This is a genomic window from Pyrobaculum islandicum DSM 4184 (genome assembly GCF_000015205.1).
GTDB classification, from domain to species: Archaea; Thermoproteota; Thermoprotei; order Thermoproteales; family Thermoproteaceae; genus Pyrobaculum; species Pyrobaculum islandicum.
Genome location: NC_008701.1, coordinates 1,025,181 through 1,044,472, shown reverse-complemented (window position 1 = coordinate 1,044,472; position 19,292 = coordinate 1,025,181). Strand labels below are relative to the sequence as shown.

At 48.3% G+C, this 19,292-nt stretch carries 23 protein-coding genes and 1 pseudogene; 13 read left to right on the top strand and 11 right to left on the bottom strand.

Going from position 1 to position 19,292, the window contains the following annotated elements; all coding sequences use genetic code 11:
• The first annotated feature begins 227 nt into the window (after positions 1-227).
• Both mcm and PISL_RS05915 read left to right on the top strand, forming a co-directional pair.
• Positions 228-2,270, top strand: a complete 2,043-nt coding sequence (gene mcm / locus PISL_RS05920) for a minichromosome maintenance protein MCM (protein WP_011762898.1) — start codon at positions 228-230, stop codon at positions 2,268-2,270.
• 27 nt (positions 2,271-2,297) lie between these two features.
• Positions 2,298-4,418, top strand: a complete 2,121-nt coding sequence (locus tag PISL_RS05915) for a DEAD/DEAH box helicase (protein ID WP_011762897.1) — start codon at positions 2,298-2,300, stop codon at positions 4,416-4,418.
• Here the strand turns inward: PISL_RS05915 and PISL_RS05910 are convergent.
• Positions 4,381-5,169, bottom strand: coding sequence for a prephenate dehydratase (locus PISL_RS05910; protein WP_011762896.1), 789 nt, complete (start codon positions 5,167-5,169; stop codon positions 4,381-4,383). The genes PISL_RS05915 and PISL_RS05910 overlap by 38 nt on opposite strands.
• Before the next feature lie 165 nt (positions 5,170-5,334).
• Between PISL_RS05910 and PISL_RS05905 the strand changes: the two genes are divergently transcribed.
• Positions 5,335-6,138 (top strand): arginase family protein, encoded by an 804-nt coding sequence (locus tag PISL_RS05905; protein ID WP_053240551.1) that lies wholly within the window; start codon positions 5,335-5,337, stop codon positions 6,136-6,138.
• Here PISL_RS05905 and PISL_RS05900 read toward each other — a convergent pair.
• On the bottom strand, positions 6,125-6,397 hold the full coding sequence (locus PISL_RS05900) for an acylphosphatase (protein ID WP_011762894.1): 273 nt from the start codon (positions 6,395-6,397) through the stop codon (positions 6,125-6,127). The genes PISL_RS05905 and PISL_RS05900 overlap by 14 nt on opposite strands.
• Positions 6,398-6,604: 207 nt before the next feature.
• On the opposite strand from PISL_RS05900, the gene PISL_RS05895 reads away from it, so the two are divergent.
• Positions 6,605-6,952: a hypothetical protein gene (locus tag PISL_RS05895; protein WP_011762893.1), complete on the top strand. Its 348-nt coding sequence runs from the start codon at positions 6,605-6,607 to the stop codon at positions 6,950-6,952.
• 104 nt (positions 6,953-7,056) lie between these two features.
• Positions 7,057-8,367: a M28 family peptidase gene (locus PISL_RS05890; RefSeq protein ID WP_011762892.1), complete on the top strand. Its 1,311-nt coding sequence runs from the start codon at positions 7,057-7,059 to the stop codon at positions 8,365-8,367.
• Here the strand turns inward: PISL_RS05890 and PISL_RS05885 are convergent.
• Positions 8,347-8,814 carry a phosphopantetheine adenylyltransferase gene (locus PISL_RS05885; RefSeq protein ID WP_011762891.1) on the bottom strand — a complete coding sequence of 156 codons (468 nt, stop codon included), beginning with the start codon at positions 8,812-8,814 and terminating at the stop codon, positions 8,347-8,349. The two genes, PISL_RS05890 and PISL_RS05885, sit on opposite strands and share 21 nt — an antisense overlap.
• Positions 8,815-8,854: 40 nt before the next feature.
• Between PISL_RS05885 and PISL_RS05880 the strand changes: the two genes are divergently transcribed.
• Positions 8,855-9,493 carry a tRNA(His) guanylyltransferase Thg1 family protein gene (locus tag PISL_RS05880; RefSeq protein WP_011762890.1) on the top strand — a complete coding sequence of 213 codons (639 nt, stop codon included), beginning with the start codon at positions 8,855-8,857 and terminating at the stop codon, positions 9,491-9,493.
• Here PISL_RS05880 and PISL_RS05875 read toward each other — a convergent pair.
• The 3 genes from PISL_RS05875 to PISL_RS05865 all read right to left on the bottom strand — a co-directional run bounded on the left by PISL_RS05875 (position 9,490) and on the right by PISL_RS05865 (position 12,531).
• Positions 9,490-10,965 (bottom strand): carboxypeptidase M32, encoded by a 1,476-nt coding sequence (locus tag PISL_RS05875; protein WP_011762889.1) that lies wholly within the window; start codon positions 10,963-10,965, stop codon positions 9,490-9,492. The genes PISL_RS05880 and PISL_RS05875 overlap by 4 nt on opposite strands.
• Positions 10,966-10,993: 28 nt before the next feature.
• Complete coding sequence (locus PISL_RS05870) at positions 10,994-11,770, bottom strand: ATP-binding protein (protein WP_011762888.1); 777 nt, start codon at positions 11,768-11,770, stop codon at positions 10,994-10,996.
• 269 nt (positions 11,771-12,039) lie between these two features.
• Positions 12,040-12,531, bottom strand: a complete 492-nt coding sequence (locus tag PISL_RS05865; RefSeq protein ID WP_011762887.1) for a hypothetical protein — start codon at positions 12,529-12,531, stop codon at positions 12,040-12,042.
• Between the two features lie 44 nt (positions 12,532-12,575).
• Between PISL_RS05865 and PISL_RS05860 the strand changes: the two genes are divergently transcribed.
• Complete coding sequence (locus tag PISL_RS05860; RefSeq protein WP_011762886.1) at positions 12,576-13,244, top strand: endonuclease III domain-containing protein; 669 nt, start codon at positions 12,576-12,578, stop codon at positions 13,242-13,244.
• Between the two features lie 225 nt (positions 13,245-13,469).
• Here the strand turns inward: PISL_RS05860 and PISL_RS11695 are convergent.
• Positions 13,470-13,595: pseudogene (locus PISL_RS11695) on the bottom strand (transposase); the annotation flags it as partial.
• Between PISL_RS11695 and PISL_RS05855 the strand changes: the two are divergent.
• From PISL_RS05855 to PISL_RS05845, 4 genes are all read left to right on the top strand, one after another.
• On the top strand, positions 13,564-13,761 hold the full coding sequence (locus PISL_RS05855; protein WP_167827632.1) for a hypothetical protein: 198 nt from the start codon (positions 13,564-13,566) through the stop codon (positions 13,759-13,761). The pseudogene PISL_RS11695 and the gene PISL_RS05855 overlap by 32 nt on opposite strands.
• Positions 13,758-14,000 (top strand): hypothetical protein, encoded by a 243-nt coding sequence (locus tag PISL_RS10795; RefSeq protein WP_011762884.1) that lies wholly within the window; start codon positions 13,758-13,760, stop codon positions 13,998-14,000. Before PISL_RS05855 ends, PISL_RS10795 begins: the two co-directional genes overlap by 4 nt.
• Positions 14,001-14,020: 20 nt before the next feature.
• Positions 14,021-14,878: a DMT family transporter gene (locus tag PISL_RS05850; RefSeq protein ID WP_011762883.1), complete on the top strand. Its 858-nt coding sequence runs from the start codon at positions 14,021-14,023 to the stop codon at positions 14,876-14,878.
• A gap of 117 nt (positions 14,879-14,995) precedes the next feature.
• Positions 14,996-15,808, top strand: a complete 813-nt coding sequence (locus tag PISL_RS05845) for a nicotinamide mononucleotide deamidase-related protein (RefSeq protein ID WP_053240366.1) — start codon at positions 14,996-14,998, stop codon at positions 15,806-15,808.
• On the opposite strand, the gene PISL_RS05840 is transcribed toward PISL_RS05845, so the two are convergent.
• On the bottom strand, positions 15,789-16,271 hold the full coding sequence (locus tag PISL_RS05840) for a hypothetical protein (RefSeq protein ID WP_011762881.1): 483 nt from the start codon (positions 16,269-16,271) through the stop codon (positions 15,789-15,791). The two genes, PISL_RS05845 and PISL_RS05840, sit on opposite strands and share 20 nt — an antisense overlap.
• A gap of 29 nt (positions 16,272-16,300) precedes the next feature.
• Between PISL_RS05840 and PISL_RS05835 the strand changes: the two genes are divergently transcribed.
• Complete coding sequence (locus PISL_RS05835; protein ID WP_167827631.1) at positions 16,301-16,882, top strand: CPBP family intramembrane glutamic endopeptidase; 582 nt, start codon at positions 16,301-16,303, stop codon at positions 16,880-16,882.
• Here the strand turns inward: PISL_RS05835 and PISL_RS05830 are convergent.
• Positions 16,869-17,405: an ATP-binding protein gene (locus tag PISL_RS05830; RefSeq protein WP_011762879.1), complete on the bottom strand. Its 537-nt coding sequence runs from the start codon at positions 17,403-17,405 to the stop codon at positions 16,869-16,871. The two genes, PISL_RS05835 and PISL_RS05830, sit on opposite strands and share 14 nt — an antisense overlap.
• Before the next feature lie 63 nt (positions 17,406-17,468).
• On the opposite strand from PISL_RS05830, the gene PISL_RS10790 reads away from it, so the two are divergent.
• Positions 17,469-17,609, top strand: a complete 141-nt coding sequence (locus PISL_RS10790) for a hypothetical protein (protein ID WP_167827630.1) — start codon at positions 17,469-17,471, stop codon at positions 17,607-17,609.
• A 49-nt stretch (positions 17,610-17,658) separates the two neighbouring features.
• Here PISL_RS10790 and PISL_RS05825 read toward each other — a convergent pair whose 3' ends face one another.
• Both PISL_RS05825 and PISL_RS05820 read right to left on the bottom strand, forming a co-directional pair.
• On the bottom strand, positions 17,659-18,594 hold the full coding sequence (locus tag PISL_RS05825) for a Gfo/Idh/MocA family protein (RefSeq protein ID WP_011762878.1): 936 nt from the start codon (positions 18,592-18,594) through the stop codon (positions 17,659-17,661).
• A gap of 118 nt (positions 18,595-18,712) precedes the next feature.
• Entirely contained in the window at positions 18,713-19,174 is a 462-nt protein-coding gene (locus PISL_RS05820) for a hypothetical protein (protein ID WP_011762877.1), read from the bottom strand.
• Between the last annotated feature and the right edge of the window lie 118 nt (positions 19,175-19,292).

The window sequence follows — 19,292 nt, the reverse complement described above, 5'->3', positions numbered from 1 at the left end:
AGCCTCGCCCTTTAGGACGGGGATGGGTTTGGCAGAGTCCCTAGGCGTAGGGACATGCGGCGCGGCTTCTCCAAGATGGCCGAAATCCTTGCGGCAGTGCCGCCGCGCGTCGTTGGGAAGTGGGCGGGAGAGCGTGGCGTTGAGGGGTAGCCGCCTGTTCCTTTGGCTAACTCCGTCGCTTTGGATATCACCTGTTTTGTTTTTTATTGTTGGGCTGTCTTGTAGGTGTGACTGTTGAGTTGGAGCTTGATCTTGTGAGGGATAAGATTAGGGAGTTTATTACGTCTAGTGAGAAGGTGTCGGACGAGGTTATCAATATGATTATCCAGCGGAAGAGGTCTCTTGAGGTGGATTTCCACGACATTCTTCTGTTTGACAAGTCTCTTGCAGATCTCTTCGTCGAGAGGCCTCGGCTTGTGTTGCCTGAGGCTGACAAGGTGGTGCAGGAGATTGTGGAGGAGAAGGATCCGGAGACTGCGAGGGCGCTTAGGCGGTTTCACTTCAGGGTTAGGGGGTCGCCGTTGGTTGTTCCGCTTAGGAAGCTGAGGTCTGAGTACATCGGCCGGCTGATCCGCATCGAGGGGATTGTGACTAGACAGACTCCGCCTAAGCACTTCCTCCACAGAGCGCTCTACCGGTGTACGCAGTGTGGCTACGAGATCGAGCTTCTTCAAGAGCTGGAGAGACATGTGGAGCCCCCCGCCAAGTGCCCCCGCTGTGGGGCCTCGAAAAGCTTTACCCTTGTGACTGAGCTGAGCCAGTACATAGACTGGCAGAAAATTATCATACAGGAGAGGCCGGAGGACCTCCCGCCTGGCCAGTTGCCGAGGAGTGTTGAAGTGGTGCTTCTAGACGACCTCGTAGATACTGTAAAACCTGGCGACATAGTCTCTCTGACAGGTATCGTCGATTTAACTCTCAGCGAGCTTAAGAAAGGGAGGCCGCCTATTGTGACATCTTATATCCTGGGGACCCACGTGGAGACTTCTAACAAAGAGCTTGTAGAAGAAATCACAAAGGAGGACGAGCAACGGATTTTAGAGATCTCGCGTAGACCCGACGTGAGAGAGCTCATAGTCCGCTCCATCGCCCCCTCTATATATGGCTATGAGGAGATAAAGGAGGCCATTGCTTGTCTTCTCTTTGGGGGGAATGAGATTGTCTACCCCGATGGCGTTAGAGTGAGGGGCGAGATAAATATCTTGTTAATCGGCGACCCTGGCACGGCGAAGTCGCAATTGCTCAAGTTTGTGGCTAAGATAGCGCCGAGGGCTGTCTACACGACGGGCAAGGGGTCGTCGGCGGCTGGCCTCACGGCGGCTGTCGTGAGGGATAAGCTGACAGGCGAGTTCTACCTAGAGGCGGGGGCCCTCGTGTTGGCCGACAGGGGGGTGGCAGTTATAGACGAGATCGACAAGATGGATGCCAAAGACAGAGTGGCGCTCCACGAGGCTATGGAGCAGAACACCGTCTCGATTAGCAAAGCCGGCATAGTGGCTACTCTCAACGCGCGGGCTGCCGTGTTAGCCGCCGCCAACCCCGCCTTCGGCCGGTACCTCCCCAACCGAACTGTAGCAGAGAACATCGACCTCCCGGTGTCTTTGCTAAGCCGCTTCGACTTAATTTTCGTAATTAGAGACGAGCCTAGGGAGGACTTCGACGCCTCTGTCGCCGGGCATATCCTAGATCTCCACTCTGGCAGAACTCCCGAGGCTTTTCGCGATGTTCTAAGGCCCGACTTCCTCCGCAAGTATATAATATACGCCAGGAGGTATATAAGACCTATCTTGAGTGAGGAGGCCAAGGAGAAGATCAAGAGGTTTTATCTAGAAATGCGCCGTAGGTACCAGGGGCCTGGGACTGCCATTGCCATTACGGCCCGCCAGCTGGAGGCCCTTATACGTCTCACAATAGCGGAGGCTAAGATGAGGCTCTCTCCCGTCGCCACTGGCGAAGATGCTGAGAGAGCTATCAAGCTATATCTCGCCTTTCTCAAATCCGTAGGTATAGACGTGGAATCTGGGGCTATAGATATTGATGCAGTTATCACAGGCGTCCCCGCGTCGAGGAGAGAGGCATATATAAAAATCGTTGAGCTTCTGAAAAAGCTGGAGGAGGTGGAGAGGGGGCCTGTCAAAATCGATTTGCTAAAAGCCGAGGCGGAGAAATTGGGCATTCCCGCGTCAGAGGTGCAGAGAGTTGTCGATTTGCTTATTCGCAACGGCGAGGCTTATACGCCGAGGCCTGGCTATATAAAGCGCGTTGTATAGTTTTTATTTCATTCCCCAACCTTTGCCGTGGAAATTTCCGAGCTTTCTCTCGACGAGAGGCTTATCTCTGTGTTGAAAGAGAGGGGGGTTAGGAGGCTTTTCCCTCCTCAGGCAGAGGCGGTGAGAGCCGGGATTTTCGAGGGGAGACACGTCTTGTTATGTACTGCAACAGCCTCTGGCAAATCTCTCTTGGCAGAGGTGGCTTCTGTAAAAACAGCGTTGGAGGGGGGCATGGCGTTATACGCCGTGCCTCTCAAGGCTCTTGCCTATGAAAAACTTGTACATTTTTCTCACTATGGTAATTTGGTTAAAGTCGGCGTCTCTACGGGCGATTTCGATTCTGACGATAGAAGACTATATGAATACGACGTGGTTGTGGTGACGTATGAAAAACTAGACAGTCTGCTAAGACATAGGCCGGGGTGGCTTAGCTCTGTTAAGACTGTGGTAATAGACGAAATACATTACCTAGGCGACCCCAAGAGGGGGGCTGTCTTAGAGTCTATAATTGCCAAAATTAAACACCTAGGCCTACGCGCTCAGTTTATTGGCTTGAGCGCCACCGTCGGCAACGCAACTGAGGTGGCGGATTGGCTGGGGGCAAGGCTAGTGGTCTCTAGCTGGAGGCCTGTCCCCCTACGCGAGGGTGTTTATTATGGAGGTAGAATATATTTCTCAGATGGATCCCATAGGGCAGTATCGGCGTCTGGAGATGCAGAAGTTGCCCTCGCAGTAGATGTAGTGGCTGAGGGGGGACAGGCCCTTGTCTTTACAAATAGCAGATCTTCTACAGCGAGACTTGCAAAAGCTATCGCCAGAGCTATTGCGGCGTATCCCACAAAACTTATCAATGTGGCTGAGACGGAGGCGTTGGCTGAGGAGATCTTGAGGGTGTCCTCTAGTAAAATCATTGGGAGAGAGTTGGCAGAAGTTGTGGCGAGGGGGGTGGCTTTTCACAACGCCGGGCTTGAGCTTGAGGTGAGGAGACTTGTCGAAGATGGGTTTAGGAGGGGGGTTATTAAAGTTGTTGTCTCTACGACGACTTTAGCCGCAGGCGTAAATTTACCCGCGAGGAGAGTTGTAATAGCGGATTACGAGCGGTTTGACCCAGTGGTGGGAAGAGAGGAGATCCCAGTGCTTGAGTATAAACAAATGGCCGGCCGCGCGGGGAGGCCTGGTCTTGACGCCGTGGGCGAGGCCGTGATTGTGGCGCGGAGTAAAAACGAAGTTGGATACCTAATGGAGAGGTACATAAAGGGGCAGGTTGAGAATATAAAATCACATATACTCCTAGAGCCTAACTTGAGGACACATGTGTTGGGAGCCGTCGGCGGGGGCTACGCAGGGTCGATAGACGAACTTGTGGAGTTTTTCTCAAACACCCTGGGGTACTTCCAGAGCAAAATAGCTGTGAAATCTGCCGTCTTGCGGTCTAAAATTGCAGCGGCAGTTGAGAAATTGGCCGAGTGGGGGTTTTTAGAGCGAGACGGCGACTATGTCTACGCTACAGAGCTCGGCAGACAAGTGGCCAGACTGTACCTAGATCCAGAAACCGCCGCTAGATATATCGACTTTATAAAATCTCTGAAGGAGGGCAATACAGCTGCATATCTCTATATAGTTCTCACGGCGCCTGACTTTCCAAGAGTCCGGCGTGGCAGAGTAGATAAACGTGTTGTAGAGGAGGTACTTAAGGCTTTAGATGTGGAAGAAGATGAGGAGTTTGAAGATGTTGTAAAAACTGTCGCTATGTTAATGGCGTGGATTGAGGAGGCAGATGAAGACGTAATTTTTGAAAAATTTGAAGTCGCCCCCGGCGATTTACGCGTCTATATAGACTTATTTGACTGGCTTGGGAACGCAGCCGCGAAGTTGGCGGGTATAATAGGCGAGGAGGAACACAGACGGCGGCTGGAGGTAGTGACTGCACGTGTGATATATGGCGTGAGAGAAGAGCTGTTGGAATTGGTGACTACGTTGAGGGGAGTCGGCCGTGTGAGAGCCAGGACGCTTTATAACTTCGGCTATAGGACAGTTAGAGATATAGCAAGAGCCTCCATACGTGAGATAGCCTCTTTGCCAGGCTTCGGCGAAAAACTCGCCAAGTCTATTATTGAACAAGCTCGGCAATTGGTTGAGACAAGTTGATTATATTATAGCGGCCTGCCAACTTTAACATTGTGGTGTGTTGTCTCATTTCGTCAAGTGCGGCGTTTAGCTCAGCGTTAGACTCCACTTCTACAAGAAAGAAGTAGTCCCAGGGAGAGAGCTTCGTCGGCCTTGAATATATCAAAGTCATATTTATGCCTCTCTTAGCTATGGGGCCAAGCGCTTTGTAGAGAGCCCCGGCCACGTTGGGGACGGCGAATATAAGCGCCGCCCTAGCTCCAGCTTGGCTACTCTCTTTAGATAAAACTGCGAAACGGGTATAGCTCTCCCAGTCTTCAACTCCGCATATTTTTTCACTGTACTGCTCAAGCGCTCTTGGCGACGCTATCACGGCGCAATCTCTACATCTTTCAAACTCTCTAACTGCCTCCGATGTAGATGATGTATAAACCACGTCGGCGCCTAATGCAGAGAGAATTTTTCTCGCCTGCGCCGCGGCGTGGGGGTGTGTATATACCACACGGGGGTTGCCCCTCTTGGCTAGACAGAGAGTTATCCTCATCTCGCCCATGGCCAAGATTTTAACCTCATGTGTCGCCAAGGCGTCTACAGTCTCTCCCACAGGCCCCTCGAGGCTGTTTATAAAGGGGACCACCCCGTAGTCTACAACGCCGCTTTCTACAGCTTTGAAAACCTCTGTTACAGTTCTATATGCGACATGCGCTCCATTTGGGTATAGAGACGTGGCGGCTTCCCAAGTAAACGAGCGTTCTGGCCCTAGATATGCCACGACAGGCTTATGTGTTCTAGATACTACTGCCGCAATTATGGGGGCAAGGGGGCCGTCAATAAGAGGGGGGACTTTATACTTGGCTCTTTCTCTTAGTAAGGCATAAAGCTCTTCCTCCAGTCTGTAAACCCCTGCATTAATAAAGTGGAAATAGTAAGTATATATGTGTTACTAGTACACACAAGTTTTTCAGACTGGGTGTCTAAAGCCTTGAGAGAAGCCGGGGCAGAGGTTGTAGAAGGCCTAGGCTCTTGGGACGCCGTGCGTTTTATACATAGTGAAAATTTTGTAAAGGCAGTTGCAAAACGCGAGTTGGAGACCTTAGCCGCAGTCGCAGTCGCCGAAGTTGCGTTAACGAAAAGACAGGCCATATTTTATGCCGGCGGCACGGCGATGGCGGGATTACATACGCCGAGGAGAAACAATGTATTTAACGCCGCTGTATATATAGCAAAGAAACTCAACGCCGCGGTTATATCAATAGATAGACATTTCCCAGTTGGGACTTGGGAGCTCCATCTAGAGTATAAATTTCCGCTTTATTTAGTCTATGGCGGCGCCGACGGGCCATCCTACGGCTATGTAAAGAGGCGTGGATATAATGTAGTTGTCTTTCCACTACCTCCGGGAGTTGGAGATCGTGGTTTTGAAAAAGTGGTTAGTTTTATCCTAAGAGCGGCCGAAGGCCCCCTCGTTTTACAACTCGGCTTTGATATACATAGAGACGATCCGACAGGCTATTTCTTCGCCTCAGAATATTTCTACTACGCCTTGGGGAGGGCGCTTGCCACACGCGACTTCTACATATCTATCGAATGCCCCTCTACCCAGAGGGTGTTTGTCTCAGCCTTGGCGAGTCTTTTAAACGGCATTAGAGGCGCAGAGCCTCCCAAAATAGAGATCTATAGAGAAAGTACAGAGGTTATGAAAGAAGTAGCTATGTTAATCAAGCGAGCTAAGAGAGTTTAAACTCTTTATAGTCTCCACGATATTTCTCCTCTCTAATCTCTATCTCCCTAATTTTTATAGCCGGCGACGCCATTGGTAGAAATTTCACAAGTCTATCTACCGACTCGTCTGGGCCCTCAAAAACGGCGTATAAGACGTCGCCTCTGACATAAGCTTCGCCAAAGACCCCATTTTTCATAGCCTCGCTCTTTAGGATTCTTAAAATAGGCACGCCGGGGAGATCTATATCGCCTCTAGCTCTTACAACAACACGTTTCACTTATGTAGGTGGGTTTGGATTATTTAAATATGGCCTCTATCGCTAGTCTCAGCGCTATGTAAGACCCTTCGATATCTACAATCTGTGAAACACAAAGAGTGGTACACGTGGCGGGTGTCAGGTCGTCTCTTCCATCGTCATAAGATCTCTCCATCGATCCCCTCATCACTCAGCAATAGTCTTTTATTTGTGGGTATAAATATTGCAGTGGAAGAGACGACAAAGAAAATAGAGGGCGTTGTGAGGGCGTTGGCTACAGAGATTTTAAATAAGTTTGAGAAAAAGAAGAAGATAAACAATATCCAAGACCTCGTTGTCTTGGCCACGTATTTGAATATGAGGAAACTAGACGAGTTGAGAGAAGAGGTAGACAATATAATGCGAGCCTTCCAGCGTCTTGACGCGTTAGTTGAAGTCGTTAAAGAGCTTAAAGTAGCTCTCAACCGCCTTGAGGAGGGACAGACAGGCGAGGCCACGCGGCTGTTGAAGGAGGTAAATACAAAACTTGACCAGATTCTTGAAAAGCTGGGGGCGTTTTCTATAGAGGAGGTTTAGGCGGAGCGCCATCACATGTCAGGCCGGGTTCAACTCAACATACATCAGCTAACTCCGCCATTTTATACATAGCTACAGATTTAAAATCTTCTCTCCTACGAGCTGTGACTGAGGTTTATACAAAATGCGTCTCATATAGAGATTTAGTAGCAGGTTCTCCGCTAGAGAGGGAGTTTCTACAGTGGCTCTTGACGTTTTTAGATACGCCAACTGTATGGTTTCACTTATCTCCCGTGGAGGTTCTCTACTGGGAAGACTCGGGGACGAGACTGGAGGTGGGTGAGACAGCTGTCAAAGGTTTGGCGTTGCCATATTCCAGCTCTATAGATGTAGAGGGGAGACTTGTGCCCATTGACGGAGATGTAGAGGGGAATATTGCTGTTGCTAAATTCCCCGAGGATGTCGACGACGCTAAATATATAGTTATCGACGCCGCACGTCGCGGCGCTTCTGCCGTGGTTTTCACAGGCAGACCCCCCCGGCGTATTGTAATAACTGGGGAATATGGCTATAAATTCGACGCGGCGCCTCCCCCAATTCCTGCCGCCAGCTTTGAAAATATAGACTCATATATAAATAAGAGAGTTAGGCTTGAGATAGAGGTAAAGAGCAGAATTACATATAGCTATAGTCTCATAGCCTTCAATAGTTTTGAAGATACGCCTATGATCTCGGCACATTGGGACCACTGGCTTGTCGGCTCTACAGATAACTGCGCCGGCGTAGAAGCCGCAGTTCTCGCCTTTAGCGAGCTCGTGGCTGAAGAGTTCCCAATAGCTCTCGGCCTTTTCACCGCCGAGGAGGGCGTGGCGCCACATGTGCCGTCTTTTTACTGGGCGTGGGGCTCTCTCAATTATTTAAAACGATGGAGGCCTACTCTATTGATTAATATCGACGCCATAGGTCTAGGAACTCCTCGTATGTACGCAATGCCATATCTACACGAGACGCTCAAGGGGCTGGGCCCTGTTGAAATGCCAGAGGCTTATTTCGACAGCGTTCACTACGAGAGGTGGGGTCTCCCCTCTATAACTATCTCATCGCTAAAAGACACTTGGGACATTTACCACAGCCCCCTTGATATAAATGTCGACGCCGACAATATTCTATACGTCGCCGAGTTGGCAAAACGGTTGGCCAAAATAAAGCCGCAGATTCCGTCGATTAGCCTTGAGGAGTATGGCCTCCCGCCAATTAATAACCATTATATAGCTTGGTCATTGATATATAACTATCTCGTTATCTTTAAAGATTTTACACATTCTGACATTATATATACTAATGTCTTTAGATTTCTAAAGAGAGACAGTAGGAGTTACCGACGTATAGACTTAATGGGAGGCCCCACGCTATGTATAAACAATTGCGAAAACGCTTTTGAGACATACCGCGAGCTAGCGTTGCTCAGGCTCTAGCTTCTCAAGTACCCTCCTGATGTATGTGGACGATAGTATGTGGCCAAATCCGTCTCTAACTGTAGAAATTACGACCACCTCCATAGGTCTCAACCCCCCCTTTACTCTCTGGTCGTTTATCTCCAGGGCGCGGGGGGCTGTTTCTATACTTGCCACAATCGCCTCTAGGTTTGGATCAATTACAGCAGGTCCATATGGGTCGTTTATCTCTACATAAACAACCTCTTTATCGGGAGCGATTAGGCTCATTAAGTTTTTTACATTTGTAAGTCTAATAGACAATGGCCTCACCTTGTACTGTTTATACGTAGAGGCAAATGTGTCGCTTGTTAAACCTATTAATATTCTATCTCCTATTAATGTGGCTGTAGCCAACAACTTCACATGCCCAGAATGTAGAGTGTCAAACGTGCCGCCTAGCACTACGTTGCGAAATCTTAACTTCACAACTCTTCGCAAATCCTTATTTTAAAGACTAATGTGACATGTGGATTCGCTCAAGAGACTGCTTTCTGAAAACCCGCGTCTTCTCGAAATGCGTTATAGAGAGAGGGAGGCGGTATGCGAGCCCTCTTCGCCGCCTATCGCCGTGAGACTAGACGGTGTGGGGTTTGGGAAGAGACTGAAAGACTTCCCCGCGCCTAGGAGCAAACTTGTGCACGCCGCCTTAGTTGAAGTTGCGAAAAATCTCGCAATGCAACACGGCGCCAGTTTTGTACATGTTGTAAGCGACGAGATAAACCTAGTGTTTCTCAACGTAGTGCCGTATGGAGGGAGGACTTTTAAAATCATAAGCGTGTTGGCAGCTCAAGCCGCCGCGGAACTTACGGCAAAATTAGGGCGCCCGCTGTATTTCGACGGGAGAGTTATCAAACTAGACAGCTCTTGCGATGCTGCAAAATATATACTATACAGAGCTAGAGTGGGGCTAAATAACTACGTCGTCCAACTCGCACGAGCCACGGGGCTTATAAAGACGCAGACGCCGCATATCGAAGAATTGTTGCCAAAGGTGGAGATAGGCGATTTCGAACTGGCGTGGGGGAGTTTTATGAGTAAGGAAGACGGCTATTTAAAAAACTCAGACCTCTGCCGCGCGGTGTCTACACTCTGCGAGATATGCTAGACGTATTTCTCCTCTAGGTATTTGACTAAATAGCTGGCGTTATATACCTCGCCGAAGTTTTTCATAAGAAGCTCCTTTGGCGGATAGATGCTGCCCCATCTATGTATTTTCTCGCGGAGGTACTCCTTCACTGCGGCAAAGTCCCCCTCTGAGATAAGGCCGCGTATATTTCCATGTTTGTAATATATCATCGCAGCTATTACATTTCCCAGTGTGTAAGTCGGGAAGTAGCCGATTGAGCCATGTGACCAATGTACATCTTGTAATATACCCTCTGCGTCGTTTTTAGGTCTAACGCCGAGGAGGCGTTCCATTTCGCTATTCCACAACTCTGGTAGTTGAGAAATCTTTACCTCGCCTGTTATCATGAGACGCTCTAATTTATAACGCAGAAGTATATGTAGGTTGTAGGTAACCTCGTCTGCCTCTGTACGTATGAGACTTGGCCTAACTACGTTGAAATAGTAGAACAAGTCCTCGTCGCTGTATTTTGACAAAAAGGCGAGATGTTTGCGGAGAATTGGCGAAATTTTGTAGACAAACTCGCGGCTTCTACCCACGATGTTTTCAATAAACCTAGACTGACTCTCATGAACTCCAAGCGACACCCCCGTGCCTACAGGCGTCATGGCGATAGACTCGTCAATATTTAACTCATACAGCGCGTGGCCGTATTCGTGTAACGCAGAGAAAAGCGGCTCTTTAAAATCAACCCCTCTATACCTCACAGTTATTCTTACGTCGTATGGAGATGTAATACCTATCGTAAATGGATGTGGCGAAACATCCACTCTGAACCTCCCCCTGGGGTACCCCAGTAGATTTAAAACATCTATAACTGCCGCCTCAACCGCTTGTCTCTCGTAGGGAACCTCCTCCAACGGATGTTTCTTAGGCCAGCCGCGGCTTTCTAACTTGTAGAGCAACGTCTTAATACCCGGCTCTAGTGTTGAAAAGATAGATTCTACATCTCGCGACGTAAGCCCCTCTTCGTATAAATCTAGCAATGCGTCATATGGATGTTGTTCATAGCCCAATTTGTCAGCTATTACTCTAGAAAGGTCGACGATTTTTTCTAAATACGGCGCAAAAATTTCAAATTTCGCCTTTTCTTTCGCATTTTTCCAAACTATAAAAGCCTCTGACGTAACTTTGACAAACTCTTTTACAACCTCCGGCGGCACCCTCTGGTAGAATTTTAAATCTCTCTTTAAGACTCTTATAATTCCTCTCTCTACATCTGTTAAATCTTTTTCCTCTTCCGCCTTTTCTACCAACTTTACAAACTTCTCGTCAAGCATAAATTTCTGTATCAACTGGGCAATCTCCGCCCTAGCGACGGCACGACCCTTGATGCCCTCCTCAGGCATATAAGTCTCTGAATCCCAGCCCATTAGTCCCTGGGCATGGCTAAGAGCCCATATGACTCTGTAATGCTCTAGTATCTGCTTAACGGTGTCTGATCTAATCACATGGGAGACAAAAAATGTAATTATATGTTTAATCTGCGGGGATAAGCTCTACATATCTCCTAGATGGTATATTGTTTAGCTCGAGCAACAGCTCTCTAACTGTGACGTCTGGTCTCTCAGCTAGGATTTTCCTGGCGAGATCCGCCTTCTCTGGGCAATATACAGACACTATTTCTTCAACTTCGTCTTCAGGTATTACATCTGGCAACTGCACAGTGATATGTATAAAGAAGTTGCCCAGCGGGGGTATTCTTTCTACAATTTTCTCATAGACCTCTGGCAACATGGTGACTAGAAAAGCCGCATTAGAGAGGTGCATATTTCTAATCCTGTGGAGTATATACGCAACTTCGAAAAATTTTGGATCCTCCGCAGAGGGGAGAAGCTCGTCTAATACAATTACGGTTCTCGAGCCAGTTAACTCAAGCGCAGTTTTTAACGTCCACGCCGGGTCGCCTTTAGCTAACGAAAGAATGCCCTCGTACCCAAACTTCTTATAGACCTCCGCCACCCTGTTTTTTGAGTCTCTAGTCCCAAATCTAGCCAATATCCTCCATGCCACAATAGCCGCTACGTTAGCTATATTTCTCTCGCCGACTTCTGTCAAATCGACATATATACAGTTTGTCCTTCTACACACCTCGTAGGCCACTTGGGACTTGCCCATGCCAGCTCTACCCAAGAGTATAGCCATTGGAAATGTAGAAGTTAACTTAACTAAGGCCTCTGCAGCCTTAATCCAAGATCTGCCGCCTAGTCTAAGGCCGTCCTTGGCCACAGGCCACTTGGGTATGTCACAATTCACGTGAATTAAGCTTGCCAATAATAAATCTAGTATCGGTATATCACTGAAAATATCACTGAAAAATTTTGGATCCTCCGCAGAGGGGAGAAGCTCGTCTAATACAATTACGGTTCTCGAGCCAGTTAACTTGGGCGGCAGACAGGTGCGCCAAACTGTTACAAAACAAGCGACTCGCGGCCGGCCCCCGTGTGACCCGCCCCCTCGCCCCGGTGTACCCGAGGCGGGCCCCCAAGTCCCCTGGGGAGGGGCCGGGAAAGAGATAGGGGACATTAATAGTATACCACCTCTGCAACAGACCTCTTCTCGACCCTCTTTATAAAGCCGTATTTCTTTCCCCCTATCTGTATTTTTAAGTCGCCGCCCTCTAATAAGACGTAGTGGCCCTTCTTCACTTGAAGCAACTCTGTCAGCTTTTTTACAAATTCTTCCTCGCCTATTCCCAATTCTTGCATAACTGCGTTTTTTACATCAAAAAGTTTTGCATATCCGCTTATTCCTGCAAATCTATCTATAGCTTTGTTAATGGCATTTTCAAAACTCTCTAATGTTACATTGCTAGTTTTTTCAGTCTTTCTTTGTGCATATAGCTTAGAGACTACAAAATAGAAGAAATTCTCCATATCGATAACGTAGCGAAAGCCGGGGCCTATTTTTACCACCTCCGCCTTCAACGCCGTAAGTAGCTCCTCTGGATTGACCCCAAGTCTCTCGGCAAATTTCTCAAAGTCTGACTTACGGAGGCTAAATCTTAGCTCCTCCACACTTACACAGCAGTAGAGATATATAAGGACAGGATTTATCAAACATGGAGTTTGTCGAGCTGGTTGATAAATATATACAGCTTAGAATTGACGAATTTATAGCGCCTGTTGTTTGGCAAAGAGAGAAAAACTTATTTGAGCTTTTTGTCGCAGTTATCCTTAGCCAGAACACCTCTGATAAAAACGCTTTTAGAGCATTTGAAAATCTCAAAATGAGGCTAGGGACTATAACTCCCGAGAGTCTCAATAAAATGTCCGAGGGGGAACTCGCCGAGTTGATAAAACCTGCCGGCATGTATAGACAGAGGGCGAGAGTTCTAAAGAACCTCGCCGAGACATTTTTGAAATATGATATAACTCCACAGAGGCTATTAGAAATGGGCGCCGAGAGAGCTAGAGCCTTCCTCCTAACTCTCCCAGGAGTTGGCAAGAAGACTGCTGACGTGATATTAGTAAACCTAGGCCTCCCGGCGTTTCCAGTAGACACTCATATAACCCGTATCGCAAGACGGTGGGGCATTGGAAAGAGCTATGACGAAATCAGCCGCTGGTTTATAGAGAGGTTGCCCCAACATAAATACCTCGAGCTTCACCTCAAGCTGATACAGTTTGGCCGGGAGATATGCAAGGCGCGTAACCCCAAGTGCGACGTCTGTCCAATTGGCCAGAGGTGCCCCTCTTATAAATCAGCCGGCAGGTCACCGGTCATATAATCGCCGCCTGCATTGGCTCGTCATCTATTTGTAGAATAATCTACAGATATTTATGCCTAAGCCCCCCCTTTGCGGCTCCCCGCCCTCTCCGGGAGGGCGCGGGGCCCGCTCGCAGATACGCCTTTCGGCGGCCGCGGGCGAGGGGGCTCGGGTCGTTGGGGGCTGGCTTTGCCCCCTAGTCGCCGGGCCCCAGGGCCGGGGATGCGGCTCATGAATACAAGAAGTTTACGAGGTTAAAAGTGTGATGGGTGCCGGGACGGGGGGAAAAGGTTGTTTTTGGAAGATTTCCCAATACCTCCTCTTGGCCCAGAGTAGCGGAATGTTGTCCCTGTGGTCTGGGAAGCCGTTGGAAGAGCTCGTACGCGAGGCGGCCGAGCTTATGATCCTCCTCGTTAAGAACGACTACTTGCCGATAGTGAGATGCGCAATGAGGGAGAAGAGGAAGCTTGAAGTCGCAACTGTCATTAGAGAGGACGGCACAGTCCGGAGGGAGTTGGTTCTGGGGCCGAAGCTATGAGGTCGGCGAGGATCTTTGTGCGGATCCCTCTTGCGATGTTCTACGAGCTTAAGAAGGTCGCGGAGGAGCTCAATGCCAACATCTCCCAAATAGTTAGGGAAGCGCTCAAGATCTTCCTCTGGCTCTTCAACACGAAGAATTTCTCCGTCGTGAAAAGGGCAATAGAGCAGAACTCCTCTCTCCTCACATATGCTAAATCTGGGAACTCCATAAGTAGAGGGGCGTCTTTGTATATTTAAGCTATCTAATGGTGTGTAGTATGCTCTGGCTTTTGCCGGTGGGTATTTTTGCTATATCAAGTGCCTCGATTTTAATTAGACTTACGCCTGCGCATCCTGTGGCAATAACCTTTTGGAGACTAGCTTTTGCGACAGCGATTGTCTTTCTTCTCGGCGCGATGCGTAAGCTAGAGCTTCCCAGGGGGCGGGCCTTGATTTATTCAACGCTGTCGGGAGTCTTTCTAGCGGCGCATTTCCTCAGCTGGATTCCCTCCCTCTTTCTAACGACAGTTGCGGCGAGTACAACGTTGGTCAATATACACCCCGTAGTTATGCTCCTCCTCTCGAAGAAGCTGGGAGAAAGTGTGAGTAAAGACACTGTCGTTGGCGTTGTAATGGCTGTAGTTGGCAGCGTATTGATTACTCTATCGCCAGGCGGGCTATTGGGAAATCTCCTTGCGTTAGCGGGGGCGTTGTCTTTTGCAGGATATCTCGCTGCCGGACGCGTAGTTAGATCTTCTGTAGGGACTTTAGGCTATGTCGCCGTGTCTTATAGCACTGCGGCGCTTATCTCTCTAGCCGTAGGCCTTGCACTTGGGGTCGACCTCATACATTACGACTTCTACACCTTTGTCATGTTTCTCCTCATAGCCTCTATCCCCATGATGGCTGGACACACCGTATTTAACTACCTCTTAGGCAGATATCGCGCTGTGACAATCGCGGCGAGTACTCTCGGCGAACCCGTAGGCGCAACGCTTCTTGCAATATTGATCTTGGGCGAGATGCCGACTAGCTCAGTGGCCTTGCGTGGCTTTGAGATACCGCTACAAGCCATTGGGATAACAACAACGCTTATAGGCCTACTGCTTGTGATAAGAGAAGAGTTAAAAACTTGACCACACTCCCCGTCTGTACAGCGTCCCCCTACCTCTCTTGGCCCCTCCCCGGGGGACTCGGGGGCCCGCCCCGGGCACGCCGTGTATAACATAAAAGAGAGAGATATAGACCTATGTATGCACAAGGGCGTTGTGTGGATTATCACAGTGGGGAACGAACTTCTCATTGGCAGAGTTGTTAATACAAATGCCGCGTGGCTTGCTGGAAAACTCACATTTCTAGGCTATTTAGTAAAACGAATTTTGGTCGTGCCAGATGATGAAGATGACATAGTTGAAAGTTTTAGAGATGGCTTAAAGAGGGCAGACGTTGTAATATCTACCGGGGGTCTCGGCCCAACGCCAGACGACATTACAAACCTAGCCTTTTGTAAAGCCCTAGGTGTTGAGCCTGTGGTAAACGAAGAGGCGTTAAAAATGGTGAAAGAGAAATATGAGACGCGTGGCTACCCCCTCACCCCCGAGCGGGTTAAAATGGCCAAGATGCCTCCGGGCGCAAGGCCTTTGCCAAACCCAGTGGGCACGGCGCCAGGTATTTTATATGAAGCAGAGGACAAAATCGCCGTTTTACTGCCGGGAGTCCCCAGAGAGATGGAGGCCATATTTGAGAGTTATGTCGAGCCTCTACTAAAATCGCGGGGGCCTCCTATATATTTCGCAGAAAAAGCTCTAGTAGTCAAAGGCGCGCCAGAGGCAGACGTCGCGCCTATCATACGAGAGGTCTTAAAATTAGACCCCAGGGTTTATGTAAAATCCCACCCAAAGGGCTATGAAGTAGAAGCCCCCTTCTTGTACATACATATATACGCCAGTGCAACTAAGCTGCAAGATGCAGAAAACTTAGTAAATATAGCCTTAGATAAACTTATACAACTATTAAAGACTAGATTTGGTGAAAAAATCCAAATATCTATAGAGACAGGGCGTTAATCATCTTGAGATACGTGTGGCCTATAGAAGGCACGCCCCCTATATACACCGCGCCGTTTTTCACTTCTACAGCCGCCCAGCCGGCATATACCTCACCCCACATGTCGAATCTCTTTCCCAACACATTTTCTAGGTGGGTCTTCACTTCCCAGTAGACTCTAGCGTCTCTAAAAAAATCCACGTTTTCAAGCCGCATAGGCAATATAAATCGTAACGGCCAGAGTTTAGAAACGGCTTTAACAAAGTCTTTTTCAGCTGCTCTCACAGCTCCCGACGCCTCTCTATATATCTCTTCTACTTCGCCTATATACTTCCCAATATCCACCGCGCTGGGGGTAAGGCCCTGGGGCCAGCCTGAGTTTATGAGAAAAGGCTTGTGTAGCCTCCCTACGCGATCCCAATTTGACAAGTCTATAAAAAACCTCCTCTTCCCCACTGTAGAGGCCGCTATATACACTTCCACAGATTTTTATAAGACATGTGTATAAATTCGTGCGTCTCGTTATACTAGCGCTTTCTATGCCCATTATGTTTATAGCTATGGGAATCGCCGCTTTTGTTGTGCCAATTTGCGGAGCTCCTATAGCTATTGCCACGGCATATTTAGTGTTGACCCCCGTAGTATATTACACAAGAGGGTACCCTATGTTTAGGCTGAGGTACTTCATAGTCTCGTTGCTTATGATGGTCGTAATTTGGGCGCTAGAGGCGGCGGCAGAGCCTTATCTTAGAGAGTATAGCCGCGCGATTCAGATATTTATACAAGCTATGTCAGTCTGTCCACAGTGGAAGGCCTATTTTATAACCACCGCGCTGGTTCTGGCGCCACTTGTAGAAGAGACTTTGTTTAGAGCTCTCCTCTATGTGGAGTTGGAAAAGAGAGCTGGCGCAGTGGCGGGATACGCTGGAAGTTCTCTCGCTTTTGCAATGGCGCACGGCGCTTCTATGTTAATCCCGCTGTATTTTGCCCTAGGAGTCGTCCTCACGTACGCATTTAAAAGAGGTGGGATTGTCTCTGCCGTGGTGTTACATAGTTTAAACAATCTCCTCGCCCTGGCTCCTATAATACAGTAATTTCTGCAGTTTTACCTAAGAAACTTAAGCCAAGTGGTATCTTTGCCGTATGGGCTGAGGTTTGTCGAGTCTGAAGATATATCGTAAATCCATCTCCAAGTAAGATAGTTGCTGTATCTATGTCAAATTCTCTAAAAGCCGCCGCTATTTGTCTACCTCTCAAGTCTCTGACTAGATTTCTATACACCGAGCTGTAGCTCCAGAGCAACTCTCCGTCGTCTAACAGTATTATATCGCCTGCGGCGCCTCCGACAAGCTCTCTGCTTTTATCCCCATACCTCTTTAAATAGTCTGAGAGCCCCCAGCCGTATTTCACCCACTCGAGTTTTACATAGAGAGCTTCTCTGCCTAACCTAGTGAGATAAAGGCCTAGTTTTCTCAACATGGCAGTTTTTCCACTTCCAGAGGGGCCTACGATATAGACGTTAGCCCCGTTTATAGCTCTAGAGAGGGCCAGCTTGAAGTCCTCGCCAAAGTCAAGTTTCTCTAGCTCATGTATCGACAGCTCTTCGCCCAGCTTCATACATGTCTTACCCCCCGTTTTAAAAACTACAGCGTGTAGAATTGGACAAGTTTACTTTGCCTTATGCGTTTAAAAAGAGATGCAATAGCGTTACAACTGAAGACCCCGCCCTTCGGAGTGGGGGTCTCCGCCAGACAGTTATTAAGAGGGCACAACTCCGCAGACAACCTCGGCAGAGGATCCCCTCATGAGTCCACGCCTTAGGTAACTTAATTAGTGGACAAGGCCTCCTTTGTCCACTAGACGGGGGCGATCACGTAACTTCGTCTAGGTGCACAAGGCGGCCTGTCTTTAGAGATAACACCGCGGCTTCACAAAACTTCATTGTATAGATTATGTCTTCTCTATCTACAATTTCGCCGCCTCTGCCTGAGGCAGCTTTTAAAAACTCCCTATCCTGAGCCACGAGAGGCTCTACTATTTCCAGTCTTGGGCGATATACTCCATCTTCGCCGTAGAAATATACTTCGTCAGTGGCGAAGTCTATGGCAAATATCCCATGGTCGCCTGTTATTTCTAGTTTTCTAAATTTATACGGCGTGAGCCAATTTGCTTCAAAAACTGCAGCGGCTTCGTCAAATTTTGCAAAAACTTGTACATGGTCTTCGTAAGTCCCTCTGGTTGAGCCGCCCAGGGCGTATACTGTAAGCGCCCGTCTACCAGTGATATATGCAAGTAGATCTACGTCATGAATTACGAGATCTTTGACGACGCCGACGTCGCCAGGTCTCACAGGCCATCTAGAAGTCCTCTTGCTATAAGCCGTCAAAAAACGGCCCAGCTTGCCCAAGTTGTTTTTCACATATCTAACGCCTTGGTGAAAACGCAGTAAATACCCAGTGGTAACTAGAGTTCTCCTAGCAATATCCAACAACTCATACGTCTCACGTAAACTTGCGGCAAATGGCTTCTCAACTAACGTGGGTATTCCTCTCGAGAGAAAGACAGCGGCGTGGGCGGCGTGTAACGTCGTAGGCGTTGCCACTATAGTTGCATCTACATCTAAGTCTGATGCTTTCTCTATGCCCTTTACAGACCTCGCCTTATATACTTTCTCAGCCCACTTGAGCTTTGCCTCGTCTATATCAACGGCGTAGACCTCATCGACAAGATCCTCGCCTCGTAGTTGAGAAACTACACGAAGGTGGTTTTTCCCCCACCCGCCTATGCCAACGACCGCCACCTTCACGCCACAAAACGTCCACTGATTAATAACTATTACAAGTAAGTCTACGTCATGAATTACGAGATCTGGATGGGAAGAAACCTTATGTAAGCGGGGACAAGATATTGATATATCGCCGAGTCTAAAGATATGCCACGTATCTAATTAACGCAGGATGTGGGGGCTTTCTATATATGATGACTTCGCGGAAGCCCTGCCGTTTTTTTACAAAAATTCTCACAAACTCTTTTAACTTAGCCACATGTATCTTTAGAATCTTGGTATCTTCTAGCTCCTCTACCTCTCCATCTACGTCTTTATTAGCCACTAGGTCTGGGAGAAGCACCTTCTTACTCTCGCGTATTAAATCTCCGTCTAGTCTATAAGCCCAGAGCTTCTCCACCGCCACCCTCCCATATCTCATGTCAGATAGCATATTCTCCAACTTCCTAAGGTCTACATCTAACGCCGTAGCTAAATATGGGATCTCATTTCTAGAAAAGTACTTATGAGTGGGGACCTCAAAAGATATTATCTCTAGGTCTCCTATTCTCTCTTTGAAAAGTCTCGTGGTTCTTAAATACTCAATAGGTAAAGTAGCCACGTGATTTTATCTAGAGACTAGTATTTAAACCTATGAGCCCCTATGCGGCGGCAACCACCGACGGGGGGTTCTGGCTGTCTCTAGGAATCCGCCGTGTAGACCTGTCCTCTCTTTCATA

What these genes read in the sequence shown, in the direction of transcription:
- PISL_RS05850 (WP_011762883.1), top strand. Translation starts at nt 14,021, where the DNA reads ATGCTCTGGCTTTTGCCGGTGGGTATTTTTGCTATATCAAGTGCCTCG.
- PISL_RS10795 (WP_011762884.1), top strand. Translation starts at nt 13,758, where the DNA reads ATGAGGTCGGCGAGGATCTTTGTGCGGATCCCTCTTGCGATGTTCTAC.
- PISL_RS05830 (WP_011762879.1), bottom strand. Translation starts at nt 17,405, where the DNA reads ATGAAGCTGGGCGAAGAGCTGTCGATACATGAGCTAGAGAAACTTGAC.
- PISL_RS10790 (WP_167827630.1), top strand. Translation starts at nt 17,469, where the DNA reads ATGCGTTTAAAAAGAGATGCAATAGCGTTACAACTGAAGACCCCGCCC.
- PISL_RS05860 (WP_011762886.1), top strand. Translation starts at nt 12,576, where the DNA reads ATGGAGTTTGTCGAGCTGGTTGATAAATATATACAGCTTAGAATTGAC.
- PISL_RS05845 (WP_053240366.1), top strand. Translation starts at nt 14,996, where the DNA reads ATGCACAAGGGCGTTGTGTGGATTATCACAGTGGGGAACGAACTTCTC.
- PISL_RS05855 (WP_167827632.1), top strand. Translation starts at nt 13,564, where the DNA reads ATGTTGTCCCTGTGGTCTGGGAAGCCGTTGGAAGAGCTCGTACGCGAG.